The following is a 13,045-nucleotide window of genomic DNA, read 5'->3' on the forward strand; positions in this document are numbered from 1 at the left end:
TTTTCAAAGTGTTACAAAGCATCAAAATGCACGCTGATAAGGCAGAATGCCGGAACGCAACATTTCCGCGGAGCCCAGACTGTGATCGCTGCTCAGGCCACGCAGTTCGACGTTGAATGAAACTTTGTTGTCATAAACGCTGGTATTGTTACTGTTATTCCAGTCGGTGATCTTGCGCTCATAGCCCAAGGTTACCGCCCAACAGCAGGTGTTGTACTTCACGCCGAGCAGCTGATCGGCTGATTGTTTTGCACGGGTGTCGTAGTAATAAGCCCCTACAACTGCCCAGCGATCGGCAATCGGCCAACTGCCGGTGACGCCCACTTGCGAAATACCGTCCTGATAAGCCGGAACCTGCGTGGTATTCAATGCCGTCTCAATATACTCCGGCGTAGCGTAACGGTAGTTCAACTGCAGTACGCGTTCAGAATCCTGACGGTATTCCAGTACGCCATTACCCAATGAGATGCTATTGAGACGCGTGTCGTACTGCAGACCGCCACGGAGACCCCAACGATCGTCAATCTTCCAATAGCTATCGCCAGCCCAAGCCAGGCTGCCGGTATCGTCATTGTTGTCGTAACGCGTAGTCTGGTCACCGGTACGGGAACGGCTGAAGTAGTAGATTTGACCAACGGAAACATTAAAACGTTCAACCAGCGCGTCATCATAAATACGCGAGGTCAAACCGGTTGAAACACGGTTTTGTGACGCGATGCGATCCAGGCCACTGTATGTGCGGTCACGGAACAGGCCTGAGTAGTCGGTTTGCAGCAACGTGGTGTCGTAGGTGTAGATGTTGCTTTGGTCACGATACGGCACATACAAATACTGTACGCGCGGTTCGAGGGTTTGCGTATAGCCCTCAGACCAGTTCATTGGGCGATCGAACACCATCTTGCCGTCGACTTTGAACTGCGGCAGCACGCGGTTGACCGAGTCTTCCAGGCCTGGGGCGTTGTTGCCAGTGCGGTTCTTGTAGTTGGTGGCAAAACCGTCAGGAATATCCTGCTGATAGTGGGTTGCCAGCAGTTTGGCTTCGGTGTTCAGGCTGCCCCAACCGTTGGTCAGCGGCAGGCTTAGCGTCGGTTCCATATGCAGACGGGTCGCGTCAGGGCTGTATGGGTTAACGCTAATGAACTTGGCTGCCTGGCCGTAAATGTGGAAATCGAACGGCCCGATATCGTCTTTGTAGTAGTTCAGGTCCAACTGTGGCTGAACTTTATAAGAGTCTGATTGGCTGCGGTCGGTATCGTCGTAGATCTGGAACTGTTTGGAGCTTAAGGTGGCGTCCCAGTTATCAATGGCGTAGCCGACGCTGAATTTCTGCGTCGCGTAACCGTCGGTGGTGGAACCGTATTTAGAGTCCAAATCGGTAAAGTATTTGGAGTCGCTGACCTTGGTGTAGTCGACGTTGAAACGCCACACCTGGTCCATCACGCCATTGTGGTTCCAGTAGAACAACCAACGCTTGCTGTCGTCAGGGTTGTCCTTGCTGTATTCCTTGTCGTTCGGCAACCAGTCGAATTCCATCAGGCCCAAACCAGGCTGCACCAGATAACGGAATTCGTTCTGCAACTGCAGACCACGCCGGGACATATAGTGCGGTGTGATGGTGGCGTCGAAGTTCGGCGCAATGTTCCAGTAATACGGCAGCAAGAACTCAAAACCATTGCTGCTGCCATATTTTGCATTCGGGATCAGGAAACCGGAGCGACGTTTATCACCCACCGGCAATTGCAGATAAGGGCTGTAGAATACGGGCACGCCGCCAATTTTGAAGCGCGCGTTCCAGATTTCTGCGACCTGCTCTTCGCGGTCGTGGATCACTTCGGATCCGACGACGCTCCAGCTGTCGTCGCCAGGCAAGCAGGACGTAAAGGTGCCGTTTTCCAGAATGGTGTAACGATTGGCGCCGCGCATCTTCATCTTGTCGGCGTCGCCACGGCCCTGACGGCCTACCATCTGGTAGTCGCCTTCGTAGACGTCGGTGTCTTTATTATTCAGGTTCGACCAGGCTTTCGGACCTTTCAGTTTGATCTGATTGTCGCTGTAGTGCACGTCACCGGTCGCCGTTACGGTGCGTACCGGCTCAGTTTGTCCTGGGTTTTGCGTCTGGTTCAGCTCAACCTGTTTGGCAGTCAGGGTACTGTTGCCTTGCTCAATGTTCACGTTACCGGTGAACAGCGCGCTTTTTGGATAATCGGCGCGGGAGTCATCGGCGTGAATAGTGACGGGTTGGCTGTTCGGATCGCCGCTGACCAGCGGTTTGTCATAAACAGGTACGCCGAGCATGCATTGCTCAGCCAGGTCAGCCAGCGCGTGCTGACTGTAGAGTGCCGTCCAAATCAGTGTGGCCAGCAGTGTTGGGAAACTTTTTTTCATACGCGGTTTTGGTGTTCCGTCATCAGAGGCGTCATGTCCGGCAAACGGTCAGAGACTATATCACTCATCTGCGTTGCGCTAGTGTTAAATCCGGCCGTTTACTTGCGTCGTCGATAGGCGCAAAGATAAATGACAGGTATGATAATCGAAATCCTGGGAAAAATCGCCTTAACCCTTACCTAAGACGGAAGGGAGCAGTCGGCTTTCGGCATGATAATTGAGGAGTATATGCAGTATTGGGGAAAACTGCTCGGGGTCATCGTGGCCATTTGGGCTGGCGCGGGATTCTGGGGTGTAGTTTTGGGGCTGATTGTCGGTCATATGATTGACACTGCGCGCAGCAACAAGCGCAGCCGGGGTTTTTTCGCCGACCAGCAAACGCGGCAAACGCTGTTTTTCCGCACCACTTTTCAGGTGATGGGTCACCTGACCAAATCAAAAGGACGTGTTACCGAGGCGGATATCCAGATTGCCAGCCTGTTTATGGATCGCCTGCAACTGCACGGGGAAGCCCGTACCGCGGCACAGCAGGCATTTCGTGAAGGTAAACAGAGCCAGTTCCCACTGAGAGAAACGCTGCAGCAGTTCCGCAGCATCTGTTTTGGCCGTTTTGACCTGATTCGGATGTTTCTGGAAATTCAAATTCAGGCGGCGTTTGCCGATGGTTCGTTGCATCCAAACGAGCGCCAGGTGCTGTACGTCATCGCAGAAGAATTGGGCATTTCGCGTGCGCAGTTCGATCAGTTCCTCAGCATGATGGAGGGCGGGCGCCAATTTGGCGGCGGTCAGCAAGGCGGGCATTCGCAGGGCGGCTACCAGCAGGCGCAGCGTGGTCCTACTTTGGATGACGCCTGTAAAGTGCTGGGTGTCAGCAGCAGCGACGATGCGACCACCATTAAACGTGCTTACCGCAAGCTGATGAGCGAGCACCATCCAGACAAGCTGGTGGCGAAAGGTTTACCGCCACAAATGATGGAAATGGCCAAGCAAAAGGCGCAGGAAATTCAGGCGGCCTACGACCTGATCAAGCGTGAGAAAGGCTTCAAATAACGATACCCGTCATACTTGAAGCTGCCTCTTTGTTGGCTGCGCCTGCTCACCCCGGTCACCTGGTTGACCAGGCTCCTGGGGTGAGCAAGGTTGCCGTTTAGGGTATCGCCGTCCGATGGTGTTAGAAATCCGGTTCAACGCGGAAATGCATCGGCGTCTGGAAAGCAGGGTGGGTAATGCGCAGCTCTTGCGCATGCAACTGTAAACGTGGCGCCATGGCCTTGGCTTCTGGTGTGGCATAAAAACCGTCACCGAGGATCGGGTGGCCCAATGCCAGCATATGAACGCGCAACTGGTGTGAGCGACCGGTGATCGGCATGAGTTTTACGCGTGTGCTTCCATCGGCATCTCGTGACAGCACAAGATACTCCGTTTGCGCTGCTTTACCCGTCTCGAAACACACTTTCTGCAACGGCCGATTAGGCCAGTCGCAAATCAGCGGCAAATCCACCAGACCTTCATCGTGCTCCAGATGACCCCAGACCCGTGCGATATAGGACTTTTTCGGCTCACGCTCGCGGAACTGGCGTTTTAGCTCACGTTCAGCGGCTTTATTTAACGCCACCACAATCACGCCACTGGTTGCCATATCCAGACGATGCACCGACTCGGCGGCCGGAAAGTCTGCCTGAATGCGTGTCATCAGACTGTCTTTGTTTTCCGGCGCACGGCCGGGTACCGACAGCAGACCGCTCGGTTTGTTGACCACGATAATGTGCTCATCCTGATACAGGATATGCATCGGGCCCTGTGGGGGATTGTAGGGTTCCATCTTGTTGGCTCCGCTGAAAGTCACAATAGGGGAACCGCAGCTCCCCCTTGCGCCAGGTTACTGGTGAGTGACAACCACCAGACGGATCGCGTCCAAACGCCATCCCGCTTCATTCAGGTTAACCAACACCTGCTTACGGTTGAACTCCAGCGCTTCGACTTCGTCATCACGGATGTTCGGGTTGACGGCCTTCAGGGCTTCCAGACGTGCCAGCTCGGTGCTTAGCTTGTCATCCGCTTCCTGTTTTGCTTGCTCGATCAAGGCACGGGCCTGTTCTTCAACCAGGCTTTCTGCCTGTTGCAGCATGGCATGCACATCTTGCTGCACGGCATTGACCAGCTTGCTGGAGGTGTGACGGTTAACTGCGTTCAATTGGCGGTTGAAGCTTTCGAATTCAACCTGCGCCGCCAGATTGGTACCTTTGCGGTCCATCAACATACGGATTGGCGTCGGTGGCAGGAAGCGGGTCAGTTGCAGGTGCTTCGGCGCTTGCGCCTCAACCACGTACACCAGCTCAACCAACAAGGTGCCGACAGGCAGCGCCTTGTTTTTCAGCAGAGAAACGGCACAGCTACCGGTATCCCCAGACAGGATCAGATCCAGGCCGTTGCGGATAATCGGGTGCTCCCAACTGACGAACTGGGCATCTTCACGTGAAAGCGCTTGCTCACGATCGAAGGTGACGGTGCAGCCATCCTGTGGCAAGCCCGGGAAGTCAGGTACCAGCATATGATCGGACGGTGTCAGGACGATCAGGTTATCGCTGCGGTCGTCCTGGTTGATACCGACGATGTCGAACAGGTTAAGCGCAAAGCCCACCAGGTTGACGTCGTTGTCCTGATTGGCAATGGCTTCAGCCAACGCCTGCGCTTTTTCGCCGCCATTGGAGTGCATTTCCAGCAGGCGATCGCGGCCCTGCTCCAGTTGCACCTTCAGTTGGTCGTGCTGCTGACGGCAGGTGTGAATGAATTCATCCAGGCCTTCCTGCTCGGTGGGTGACGCCAGGAAACCGATCAGTTGCTCATAACCACTGTCATAAATGGTACGGCCGGTTGGGCAGGTATGTTCGAAGGCATCGAGCCCTTCGTGGAACCAACGGCCCAGTACCGCCTGAGCGGTGTTTTCCAGGTATGGCACCATGATTTGAATGTCATGCATCTGGCCGATACGGTCCAGACGGCCAATACGTTGTTCCAGCAGGTCCGGGTTAAACGGCAGATCGAACATCACCAGGTGGCTGGCGAACTGGAAGTTACGGCCTTCAGAGCCGATTTCCGAGCACAGCAGCACTTGGGCACCGTCTTCCTCTGAGGCGAAGTAAGCGGCGGCGCGATCGCGCTCGATAATCGACAAGCCTTCATGGAACACGGCGGCACGGATAGCTTCTCGCTCGCGCAACACCTGTTCCAGTTGCAGTGCAGTGGCGGCCTTGGCGCAGATCACCAGGACTTTTTCGTTGCGGTTGCTTACCAGGTAATTCAGTAACCATTCAACACGCGGATCGAAGTTCCACCAGGTGGCGTTTTCGCCTTCAAATTCCTGATAGATTTGCTCTGGATAGAGCATGTCGCGTGCACGTGCCTCAACGGTTTTCTTTGCACCCATGATGCCAGACACTTTAATGGCGGTCTGGTACTGAGTTGGCAGCGGCAGCTTGATCTGATGCAGATTACGGTGCGGGAAGCCTTTGACCCCATTACGGGTGTTACGGAACAGCACGCGGCTGGTACCGTGGCGGTCCATCAGCATGGTGACCAGCTCCTGACGCGCCTGCTCGCTGTTTTCACTGTCGCTGTTGGCGGCTTTTAACAGCGGTTCAATGTCTTGTTCGTCGATCAGCTCGCCGAGCAGGTTCAGCTTGTCATCCGCCAGGCGCTCACCACTGAGCAGCAAGGTGACAGCATCCGCCACCGGGCGGTATTTCTGCTGTTCTGCGACGAATTCGTGGTAGTCGTGGAAACGGTTCGGATCCAACAGGCGTAAACGCGCAAAGTGGCTCTGTTGGCCAAGCTGTTCTGGGGTTGCGGTCAGCAGCAGTACGCCGGGGATATGCTCGGCCAGCTGTTCAATCACCTGGTATTCGCGGCTTGGTGCGTCTTCGCTCCAGGCCAGGTGGTGTGCTTCATCGACGACCAGCAGATCCCATTGGGCATCGGCCAGTTCTTCCAGGCGCTGCTTATTACGGCGCACGAAGTCCAGCGAGCAGATGACCAACTGTTCGGTTTCAAACGGGTTGCTGCTGTCGAGTTTGGCCTCTGAGTAACGGCTGTCGTCGAATAGTGAGAAATAGAGGTTGAAGCGGCGCATCATTTCGACCAGCCACTGGTGCTGCAACGTTTCTGGTACCACGATCAATACGCGCTCGGCACGGCCTGCCAGCAGTTGCTGGTGGATGATCATACCGGCTTCAATGGTTTTACCCAGGCCTACTTCATCTGCTAACAGAACGCGTGGGGCATGGCGCTGGCCGACTTCATAGGCAATATGCAACTGGTGAGGGATCAGGCTGGCTCGCATGCCGCGCAGACCGGCAAACGGCAGACGATACTGTTCGCTCTGGTATTTACGGGCGCGGAAACGCAGCGCGAAGCGATCCATACGGTCGATCTGGCCGGCAAACAGGCGGTCTTGCGGCTTGCTGAAGGTCAGCTTACTGTCCAGCAGCACTTCACGCATTGCCACACCGCTTTCCTGGGTGTCCAGGCGGGTGCCAATATAGGTCAGCAGGCCGTTATCCTCTTTGACCTCTTCCACCTGCAGCTCCCAGCCTTCGTGGTTGCTGATGGTGTCGCCTGGGTTGAACATCACGCGGGTGATTGGCGAGTCATTTCTGGCATAAAGGCGGTTTTCGCCGGTTGCGGGGAAAAGCAGGGTAATCATGCGCGCATCCAGCGCCACGACAGTACCCAATCCTAATTCGCTTTCCGTGTCGCTGATCCAGCGTTGACCAAGTGTAAAAGGCATATATTGTCGGCTCGATTCTTTTTAAGTAAGTCTTGTTACCGGGTTTAGAACACCGCGGTACCCGTATCAAACGTCTGCTAATCCCGATTTATTTTTATATGGCGGGCAATAGCTATTCATCCCATGCATACATCGTTAGACGGCATGGGTGAAGTGTGGTCCAGAATTTGGGAAGGGCGCTATGGTAATGGAAGGCGACGCGTTCGTCACCTGCAAAACCTGATGATTTTTCTTAACCCTTCGCCAAAGCCCGCGGGACGGGCTGAATGTCAAAACAACCCCATTTGCCCGGTCACCAGCGTGGTAAAATCGTCGTGCAAGAATGGGAGTATAGCGTCTGCCACGGGTTGTAACTGGCGCTCCAGATAATGGGGGTAATCAATTGCCGATTGCTGGGTCTCCAGCGGCTCTGGCCCGGCAACGGTCATGACATAGCTGATCCAGCCGCCATTCTGGTATTGAAGCGGCCGGCCCTGCTGACGATTATAGTCGTCGGCGATGCGTGCAGCACGGACATGTGGCGGTACGTTGCGCTGATATTCGTCCAGTCTCCTGCGCAGGCGCTTGCGGTAAACGAGCCGATCGTCGAAATCGCCGTTCAGTGTTTGGCTCACGTATTCCCGCACAAAATCCTGATACGGCTGCCTTTTAAAAATGCGTTGGTAGAGCAGTTGCTGAAACTGCTGCGCAAGCGGTGTCCAGTCGGTGCGCACGGTTTCAAGGCCTTTGTAAACCATCTCTTCACGGCCATCAGCGCTTGCGATCAGCCCAGCATAGCGTTTTTTACTGCCCTGTTCGGCACCACGAATGGTCGGCATCAGGAAGCGCGAGTAATGGGTTTCGAACTCCAGCTCCAAGGCATTATCCAGCCCATACTGCGCCTGTAAATGTTGTTGCCACCATTGGTTTACGTGCTCAACCAGCGTCCTGCCGATTTGGGCGGCCTGCTGCTCGTCATGGGGTTGCTTGAGCCAAACGAAGGTGGAATCTGTATCGCCGTAGATGACCTGGTACCCCTGTGCTTCGATCAGTTCACGCGTTTGGCGCATGATCTCGTGGCCACGCAGGGTGATCGACGAGGCCAGGCGGGGATCGAAAAAGCGGCAACCGCTCGATCCCAATACGCCATACAGCGCATTCATGATGATCTTCAATGCCTGGGATAACGCTTTGTTCTGCTGACGTTTTGCCGTTTCACGCCCCTGCCAGATCTGCTCGACGATCGCCGGCAGGCAGTGTTTGCTACGTGAGAAGCGCGCGTTGCGGAAACCGGGCACTGAATCGACATCGCTCGGGTGTTGCATGCCTTCCACCAGCCCGACCGGATCGATCAGAAAGGTGCGGATGATCGACGGATACAGACTTTTGTAATCCAGCACCAGCACTGAATCATACAGGCCGGGTTGTGAATCCATCACAAAACCGCCGGGGCTGTGTTCTTCTGGCTGTTCGCCGAGGTTGGGGGCGATAAAACCCAGCCGGTGCATGCGTGGCATATACAGATTGCTGAAGGCCGCGACCGAACCGCCACTGCGATCAGCCGCTAACCCGGTGACCGTGGCGCGCTCCAGCAGAAAGGTCAGCAACTCGGTTTTGGCAAAAATCCGCGTCACGAGCTCACAATCTTTTAAGTTGTAGCGTGCCAGTGCCGGTTTATCTTCGGCGAAGCGTCGGTCGATTTCGGCCATCCGCTGATAAGGGTTGTCTATAGACTTGCCTTCCCCCAGCAGTGTCTGAGACACGTGCTCGAGACTAAAAGAAGGGAAGTTCCAGGTGGCAGATTTCAACGCTTCGATGCCATCGATAATCAATCGACCGGCGGCGGAGGCGAAAAAGTGATTTTGTTTGAAACCGTGTTCACGCCACTCGAGCGGGTTACCCCCACGGCCTAACCGTAATGGGATCTGGTAGCGCTCGGCGTGTTTTTGCAGTACGCGTAGATCAAACTGCACCAGATTCCAGCCAATGATGGCGTCGGGGTCGTGCTGTTCCAGCCACTGGTTCAGGCGTTCTAACATCTGCGGGCGGCTTACGCAGTACTCCAGAGCAAAATCTAGCGTCTCATTGCCACCGTTGGCTGGCCCAAGCATGTAGACCTGGCGCTGTCCGCAGCCTTCCAGTGCAATAGAGTACAGCTCACCGTGAGCGGTGGTTTCAATGTCCAGCGAGACCAGCTTCAGTACAGGGCGGTATTCTGGTGCGGGTTTCATTTTACTGTTGAGCAGGGGGCCACTGCCATTCGGTTGGCCACTGAACCACACCGGCGCGGTGATAAAGCGTTCCATCAGGTAGCGTTCCGGCGGGCGAATATCGGCTTCGTAGACATTGACGCCGCCGTCTTTCAGCAGCCTTTCCAGTTTGATCAACTGACGGTGTTGGCGGCAGTACAGCCCCAGGACCGGGCGGTGATGAAAATCAGTCAGCGGTAAGGGTTTTAGCTCCCATTGCCGCTCTTCGCGCAGCAACAGCTCAGCACGTTGGCGCTGTTCGACAGGAATGAAGGCGACGGAGGTCTGCGGCGACAGGCGAATTTGCTGTGGCCCATTGTCGGTCGCCAGCCAAAACTCCACCTCGGTGCCAGCCGGCGTATCACGCCAGTGGCGGGTGAGCAGGAAACCCTGTTGGAGTGACATCACGCTGTTCCTGAGAGGCTAAGCTAAAGGGAGAAGGACATAAATTACAGTATGGGTTTTTATACAGTCATTGTCCATTGCCGTGCAGTCCTGCCAAAAAACCCTACAATTCACCGGTTGACTCGTTCCCGGCTGCACCTGACAATCCCACGCCCACGCGCTTTGGATAACCAGCAGAGGTTTAATGGAAGCCTATTTACAGCATTTAATTACCCAGTCTTTGGCTTTCACTCTGATGGTCGTCATGCTTGTCGCGTTTTTGGAGTCGTTGGCGTTGGTTGGGTTGTTGTTGCCCGGCACGGTGATGATGGCCAGTATCGGCGCCTTGATTGGGAGTGGTCAGGTTGACTTCTATTACGCCTGGGCGGCAGGCATTGCCGGTTGCTTGCTGGGCGACTGGATCTCTTACTTTATCGGTCGTGCCTTCAAGGGGCCGTTGCACCGGTGGTCATTCCTGAAAAAGAACAAGGCGATGCTCGACAAAACCGAGCATGCGCTACATCAGCACAGTATGGCGACCATTCTGATTGGCCGTTTTATTGGCCCGACGCGTCCACTGGTGCCGATGGTCGCCGGGATGCTGGATTTACCGCCGTACAAATTCGCATTGCCGAACATTATCGGCTGCATCACCTGGCCACCGGTCTATTTTTTCCCGGGTATTCTGGCCGGCGTGGCGATCGACATTCCTGCCAGCGCCAACAGTGCGTTATTCAAATGGTTGCTGTTTGCGGTGGTGATGCTGGTTTGGCTTGCCGTCTGGCTGAGCTGGCGTTGGTGGCGTGAAGGCAAGCGCAGCGCCGACCGCTTGAGCAACTGGCTGTCGCCGGTGCGCCTGCGGATGGCCTGCGTGCTGAGTTGGATCCTGGCGCTCGGTACCTTTTATTATCTGTCCCTGCAACCACTGATGCCGGTTTATCGGCACCTCTTGTGGAAGGTATTAGCAGGACAATAACAAGGGGGCGTAACGCCCCTTTGTGCATTACTGGAAGAATGCCTCTAACTGTTCGAACACCCGCACGTCCTCGCTGTGGCGTTTTACTTGCAATACATCTTCGAGTTTCTCTACCTGACTTATCATCTGCATCAGTCGTTGATCGTCCGCCACCAATAGCCAGATGCGGCTCTGTTTACCGTCTTTCAGCGGCAGACACAGAATGCCTTCCACGTTAAAGGCGCGGCGGGCGAACAGACCGCACACATGCGACATCACGCCGGGATGGTTACGAACCGTCAGTTCCAGGATCACCTGCGGGTTATTGTATTGTTCTGACATGGCTTATTCTCCAATCATGTCGATATTAGCGGCACCCGGCGGCACCATCGGGAAGACTTTTTCATTGATATCGATCAGCGCGTGGATCAGACAAGGCCCTGGGCGCTGGAGCGCTTCTGCGAGAGCTGCCTGTGGATCTTCCGCGGCGTTTAAATCGCAGGTGTCCAACCCGAAACCGGCAGCAATCTTGATAAAGTCGGTGCGCTTGGGGTAGGCGGCGGCAAAAATGCGCTGTTGATAAAACAGGGTTTGCTGTTGATGTACCAGCCCCAACGCCTGGTTGTTCATCAGGATAATTTTCACGTCCAGATTGTGTTCGACGGCAGTAGCCATTTCCTGAATGTTCATCATCAGGCTACCGTCACCGGAAAAGCACAGCACTTTACGCTGTGGTTCTGCCAACGCGGCGCCAATTGCGGCTGGTAGGCCAAAGCCCATGGTCCCGAGTCCACCAGAGGTCAGCCACTGGCGCGGACGGCTCAGCGGATAGGCTTGTGCTACCCACATCTGATGCTGGCCCACGTCGGTGGTGATAATGGCGCTGTCATCTACACAGCGTGCGGCAGCGAGCACCAGCCCGTAATGGCTCAGCGGGTCTTCGGCGTTCGGCATACTGAACGGGAACTCGCGCTTCAGGCCGTTGACGGTGTCCAGCCATTCACTGCGTGGCTGTGCCTCAATCAGTGGTAACAGTTGCTGCAACACCTGACCAACGTCGGCATGAATGGCAATATTGGCCTGTTTTACCTTACCCAGTTCGGCACGGTCGATATCCACATGGATGATGCTGGCGTTCGGGCAAAACTGTTCGGTTTTGCCAATCGCCCGATCGTCAAAGCGGGCGCCCAGTACGATCAGCAGATCGGCTTCTTGCAGGATAAAGTTAGTGCTACGTGCCGCATGCATCCCCAGCATACCCAGCGACAGCGGATGCTGAACCGGCATGGCGCCGAGTGCCATCAGCGTCATGGTGGTGGGCAAGTTGGCGCGTTCGGCCAATTCAACCGCCTGTTGGTAGGCATTGGCGCAGATGATACCGCCACCCAGATACAGCACCGGGCGCTTGGCCTGGTTGATCATTGTCGCAGCCTGAGCCACCGCGGAGGCTTCAAAGGCGGGAGCCGCATCGGGAATGGCGATCGGGGGCAACTCATCCAAATCGATAACCGCAGTTTGTACGTCTTTAGGCACGTCGATCCACACTGGACCTGGGCGACCGGACTCTGCGATACGGAATGCATCGCAGATCACTTGCGGCAATTCGCGGATATCGCGTACCAAATGGTTGTGCTTGGTGATAGGGATCGAGATGCCGTAGGTATCCACTTCCTGGAAAGCGTCGGTGCCGATCATCGAGGAAGGCACTTGGCCGGTGATACATACCAGCGGAATGGAATCGAGCTTGGCGTCGGCGATGGCGGTGACCAGGTTGGTTGCACCCGGTCCGCTAGAGGCGATGCACACCGCCGCTTTGCCGTTAGCACGCGCCATGCCTTGTGCCATAAAGCCTGCGCCCTGTTCGTGGCGTGCCAGTACGTGGTGAATGCGAGTGCTTTGGCCCAGTGCATCATACAGTGGCAGTGCTGCACCACCGGGAATGCCGGCGACGGTGGTAATACCCTGCCGTTCCAGCAGATGAACGATCAGCTGTGCGCCAGTGAAGCGGTTACCTTGATGTGGCGTGCCCGAAATTGCCATGTTCCTATCCTTTCTCAAGGCCGGTTCGCTTTTCTGGGCAGGGGGCTAAAACTAAAAACCCCGCCCGGTTTGCGCCGGCGGGGTTTGGGAATCGATGCGTTGATTCGGACCCTACGGCGCATTGCCGACGACCACCACCACACGCACGACGACCACCGCGGCTGGTAGCGCGGTAATTAGTAGGGTCGAAGTCAGCGAGGATGCGATCACAGGGAACCTTATCATCAGTAAAAAAAGTCAGGTTTTTATAAAACCACAGGCGCAAAA

9 protein-coding genes are annotated in these 13,045 nt (G+C 55.5%); 2 read left to right on the forward strand and 7 right to left on the reverse strand.

All coding sequences use genetic code 11. From position 1 onward, the window contains the following. Window positions 1-21 precede the first annotated feature (21 nt). Window positions 22-2,385, reverse strand: a complete 2,364-nt coding sequence (gene lptD / locus AC2FC2_RS13285; RefSeq protein ID WP_490659373.1) for an LPS assembly protein LptD — start codon at window positions 2,383-2,385, stop codon at window positions 22-24. 228 nt (window positions 2,386-2,613) lie between these two features. Here lptD and djlA point away from each other — a divergent pair, with 228 nt between their 5' ends. After that, window positions 2,614-3,435, forward strand: a complete 822-nt coding sequence (gene djlA / locus AC2FC2_RS13290) for a co-chaperone DjlA (protein WP_209635021.1) — start codon at window positions 2,614-2,616, stop codon at window positions 3,433-3,435. 121 nt (window positions 3,436-3,556) lie between these two features. Here the strand turns inward: djlA and rluA are convergent, their stop codons facing one another. The 3 genes from rluA to AC2FC2_RS13305 all read right to left on the reverse strand — a co-directional run bounded on the left by rluA (window position 3,557) and on the right by AC2FC2_RS13305 (window position 9,804). Further along, on the reverse strand, window positions 3,557-4,207 hold the full coding sequence (gene rluA, locus AC2FC2_RS13295; protein WP_209635023.1) for a bifunctional tRNA pseudouridine(32) synthase/23S rRNA pseudouridine(746) synthase RluA: 651 nt from the start codon (window positions 4,205-4,207) through the stop codon (window positions 3,557-3,559). A 57-nt stretch (window positions 4,208-4,264) separates the two neighbouring features. Beyond that, window positions 4,265-7,171 carry an RNA polymerase-associated protein RapA gene (rapA, locus tag AC2FC2_RS13300; RefSeq protein ID WP_209635024.1) on the reverse strand — a complete coding sequence of 969 codons (2,907 nt, stop codon included), beginning with the start codon at window positions 7,169-7,171 and terminating at the stop codon, window positions 4,265-4,267. A gap of 269 nt (window positions 7,172-7,440) precedes the next feature. Continuing rightward, entirely contained in the window at window positions 7,441-9,804 is a 2,364-nt protein-coding gene (locus AC2FC2_RS13305; RefSeq protein WP_404760398.1) for a DNA polymerase II, read from the reverse strand. Window positions 9,805-9,988: 184 nt separating this feature from the next. Between AC2FC2_RS13305 and AC2FC2_RS13310 the strand changes: the two genes are divergently transcribed. Continuing rightward, entirely contained in the window at window positions 9,989-10,759 is a 771-nt protein-coding gene (locus AC2FC2_RS13310; protein ID WP_209635028.1) for a DedA family protein, read from the forward strand. Window positions 10,760-10,786: 27 nt separating this feature from the next. On the opposite strand, the gene ilvN is transcribed toward AC2FC2_RS13310, so the two are convergent. The 3 genes from ilvN to ivbL form a co-directional block, all read right to left on the reverse strand. Continuing rightward, a complete protein-coding gene (gene ilvN, locus AC2FC2_RS13315) occupies window positions 10,787-11,080 on the reverse strand; it encodes an acetolactate synthase small subunit (protein ID WP_037420755.1) in 294 nt (97 codons plus the stop codon). 3 nt (window positions 11,081-11,083) lie between these two features. Further along, window positions 11,084-12,778: an acetolactate synthase large subunit gene (gene ilvB / locus AC2FC2_RS13320; protein WP_490659374.1), complete on the reverse strand. Its 1,695-nt coding sequence runs from the start codon at window positions 12,776-12,778 to the stop codon at window positions 11,084-11,086. 111 nt (window positions 12,779-12,889) lie between these two features. Further along, the gene (ivbL, locus tag AC2FC2_RS13325; protein ID WP_218167600.1) at window positions 12,890-13,003 is read right to left on the reverse strand and encodes an ilvB operon leader peptide IvbL; all 114 of its coding nucleotides are present in this window, start codon (window positions 13,001-13,003) and stop codon (window positions 12,890-12,892) included. Window positions 13,004-13,045 lie beyond the last annotated feature (42 nt).

The sequence above is a fragment of the Serratia sp. CoH_122_TC_1 genome, from assembly GCF_058191755.1.

What these genes read in the sequence shown, in the direction of transcription:
- AC2FC2_RS13305 (WP_404760398.1), bottom strand. Translation starts at nt 9,804, where the DNA reads ATGTCACTCCAACAGGGTTTCCTGCTCACCCGCCACTGGCGTGATACG.
- rluA (WP_209635023.1), bottom strand. Translation starts at nt 4,207, where the DNA reads ATGGAACCCTACAATCCCCCACAGGGCCCGATGCATATCCTGTATCAG.
- ilvB (WP_490659374.1), bottom strand. Translation starts at nt 12,778, where the DNA reads ATGGCAATTTCGGGCACGCCACATCAAGGTAACCGCTTCACTGGCGCA.
- rapA (WP_209635024.1), bottom strand. Translation starts at nt 7,171, where the DNA reads ATGCCTTTTACACTTGGTCAACGCTGGATCAGCGACACGGAAAGCGAA.
- lptD (WP_490659373.1), bottom strand. Translation starts at nt 2,385, where the DNA reads ATGAAAAAAAGTTTCCCAACACTGCTGGCCACACTGATTTGGACGGCA.
- djlA (WP_209635021.1), top strand. Translation starts at nt 2,614, where the DNA reads ATGCAGTATTGGGGAAAACTGCTCGGGGTCATCGTGGCCATTTGGGCT.
- ivbL (WP_218167600.1), bottom strand. Translation starts at nt 13,003, where the DNA reads ATGATAAGGTTCCCTGTGATCGCATCCTCGCTGACTTCGACCCTACTA.
- ilvN (WP_037420755.1), bottom strand. Translation starts at nt 11,080, where the DNA reads ATGTCAGAACAATACAATAACCCGCAGGTGATCCTGGAACTGACGGTT.
- AC2FC2_RS13310 (WP_209635028.1), top strand. Translation starts at nt 9,989, where the DNA reads ATGGAAGCCTATTTACAGCATTTAATTACCCAGTCTTTGGCTTTCACT.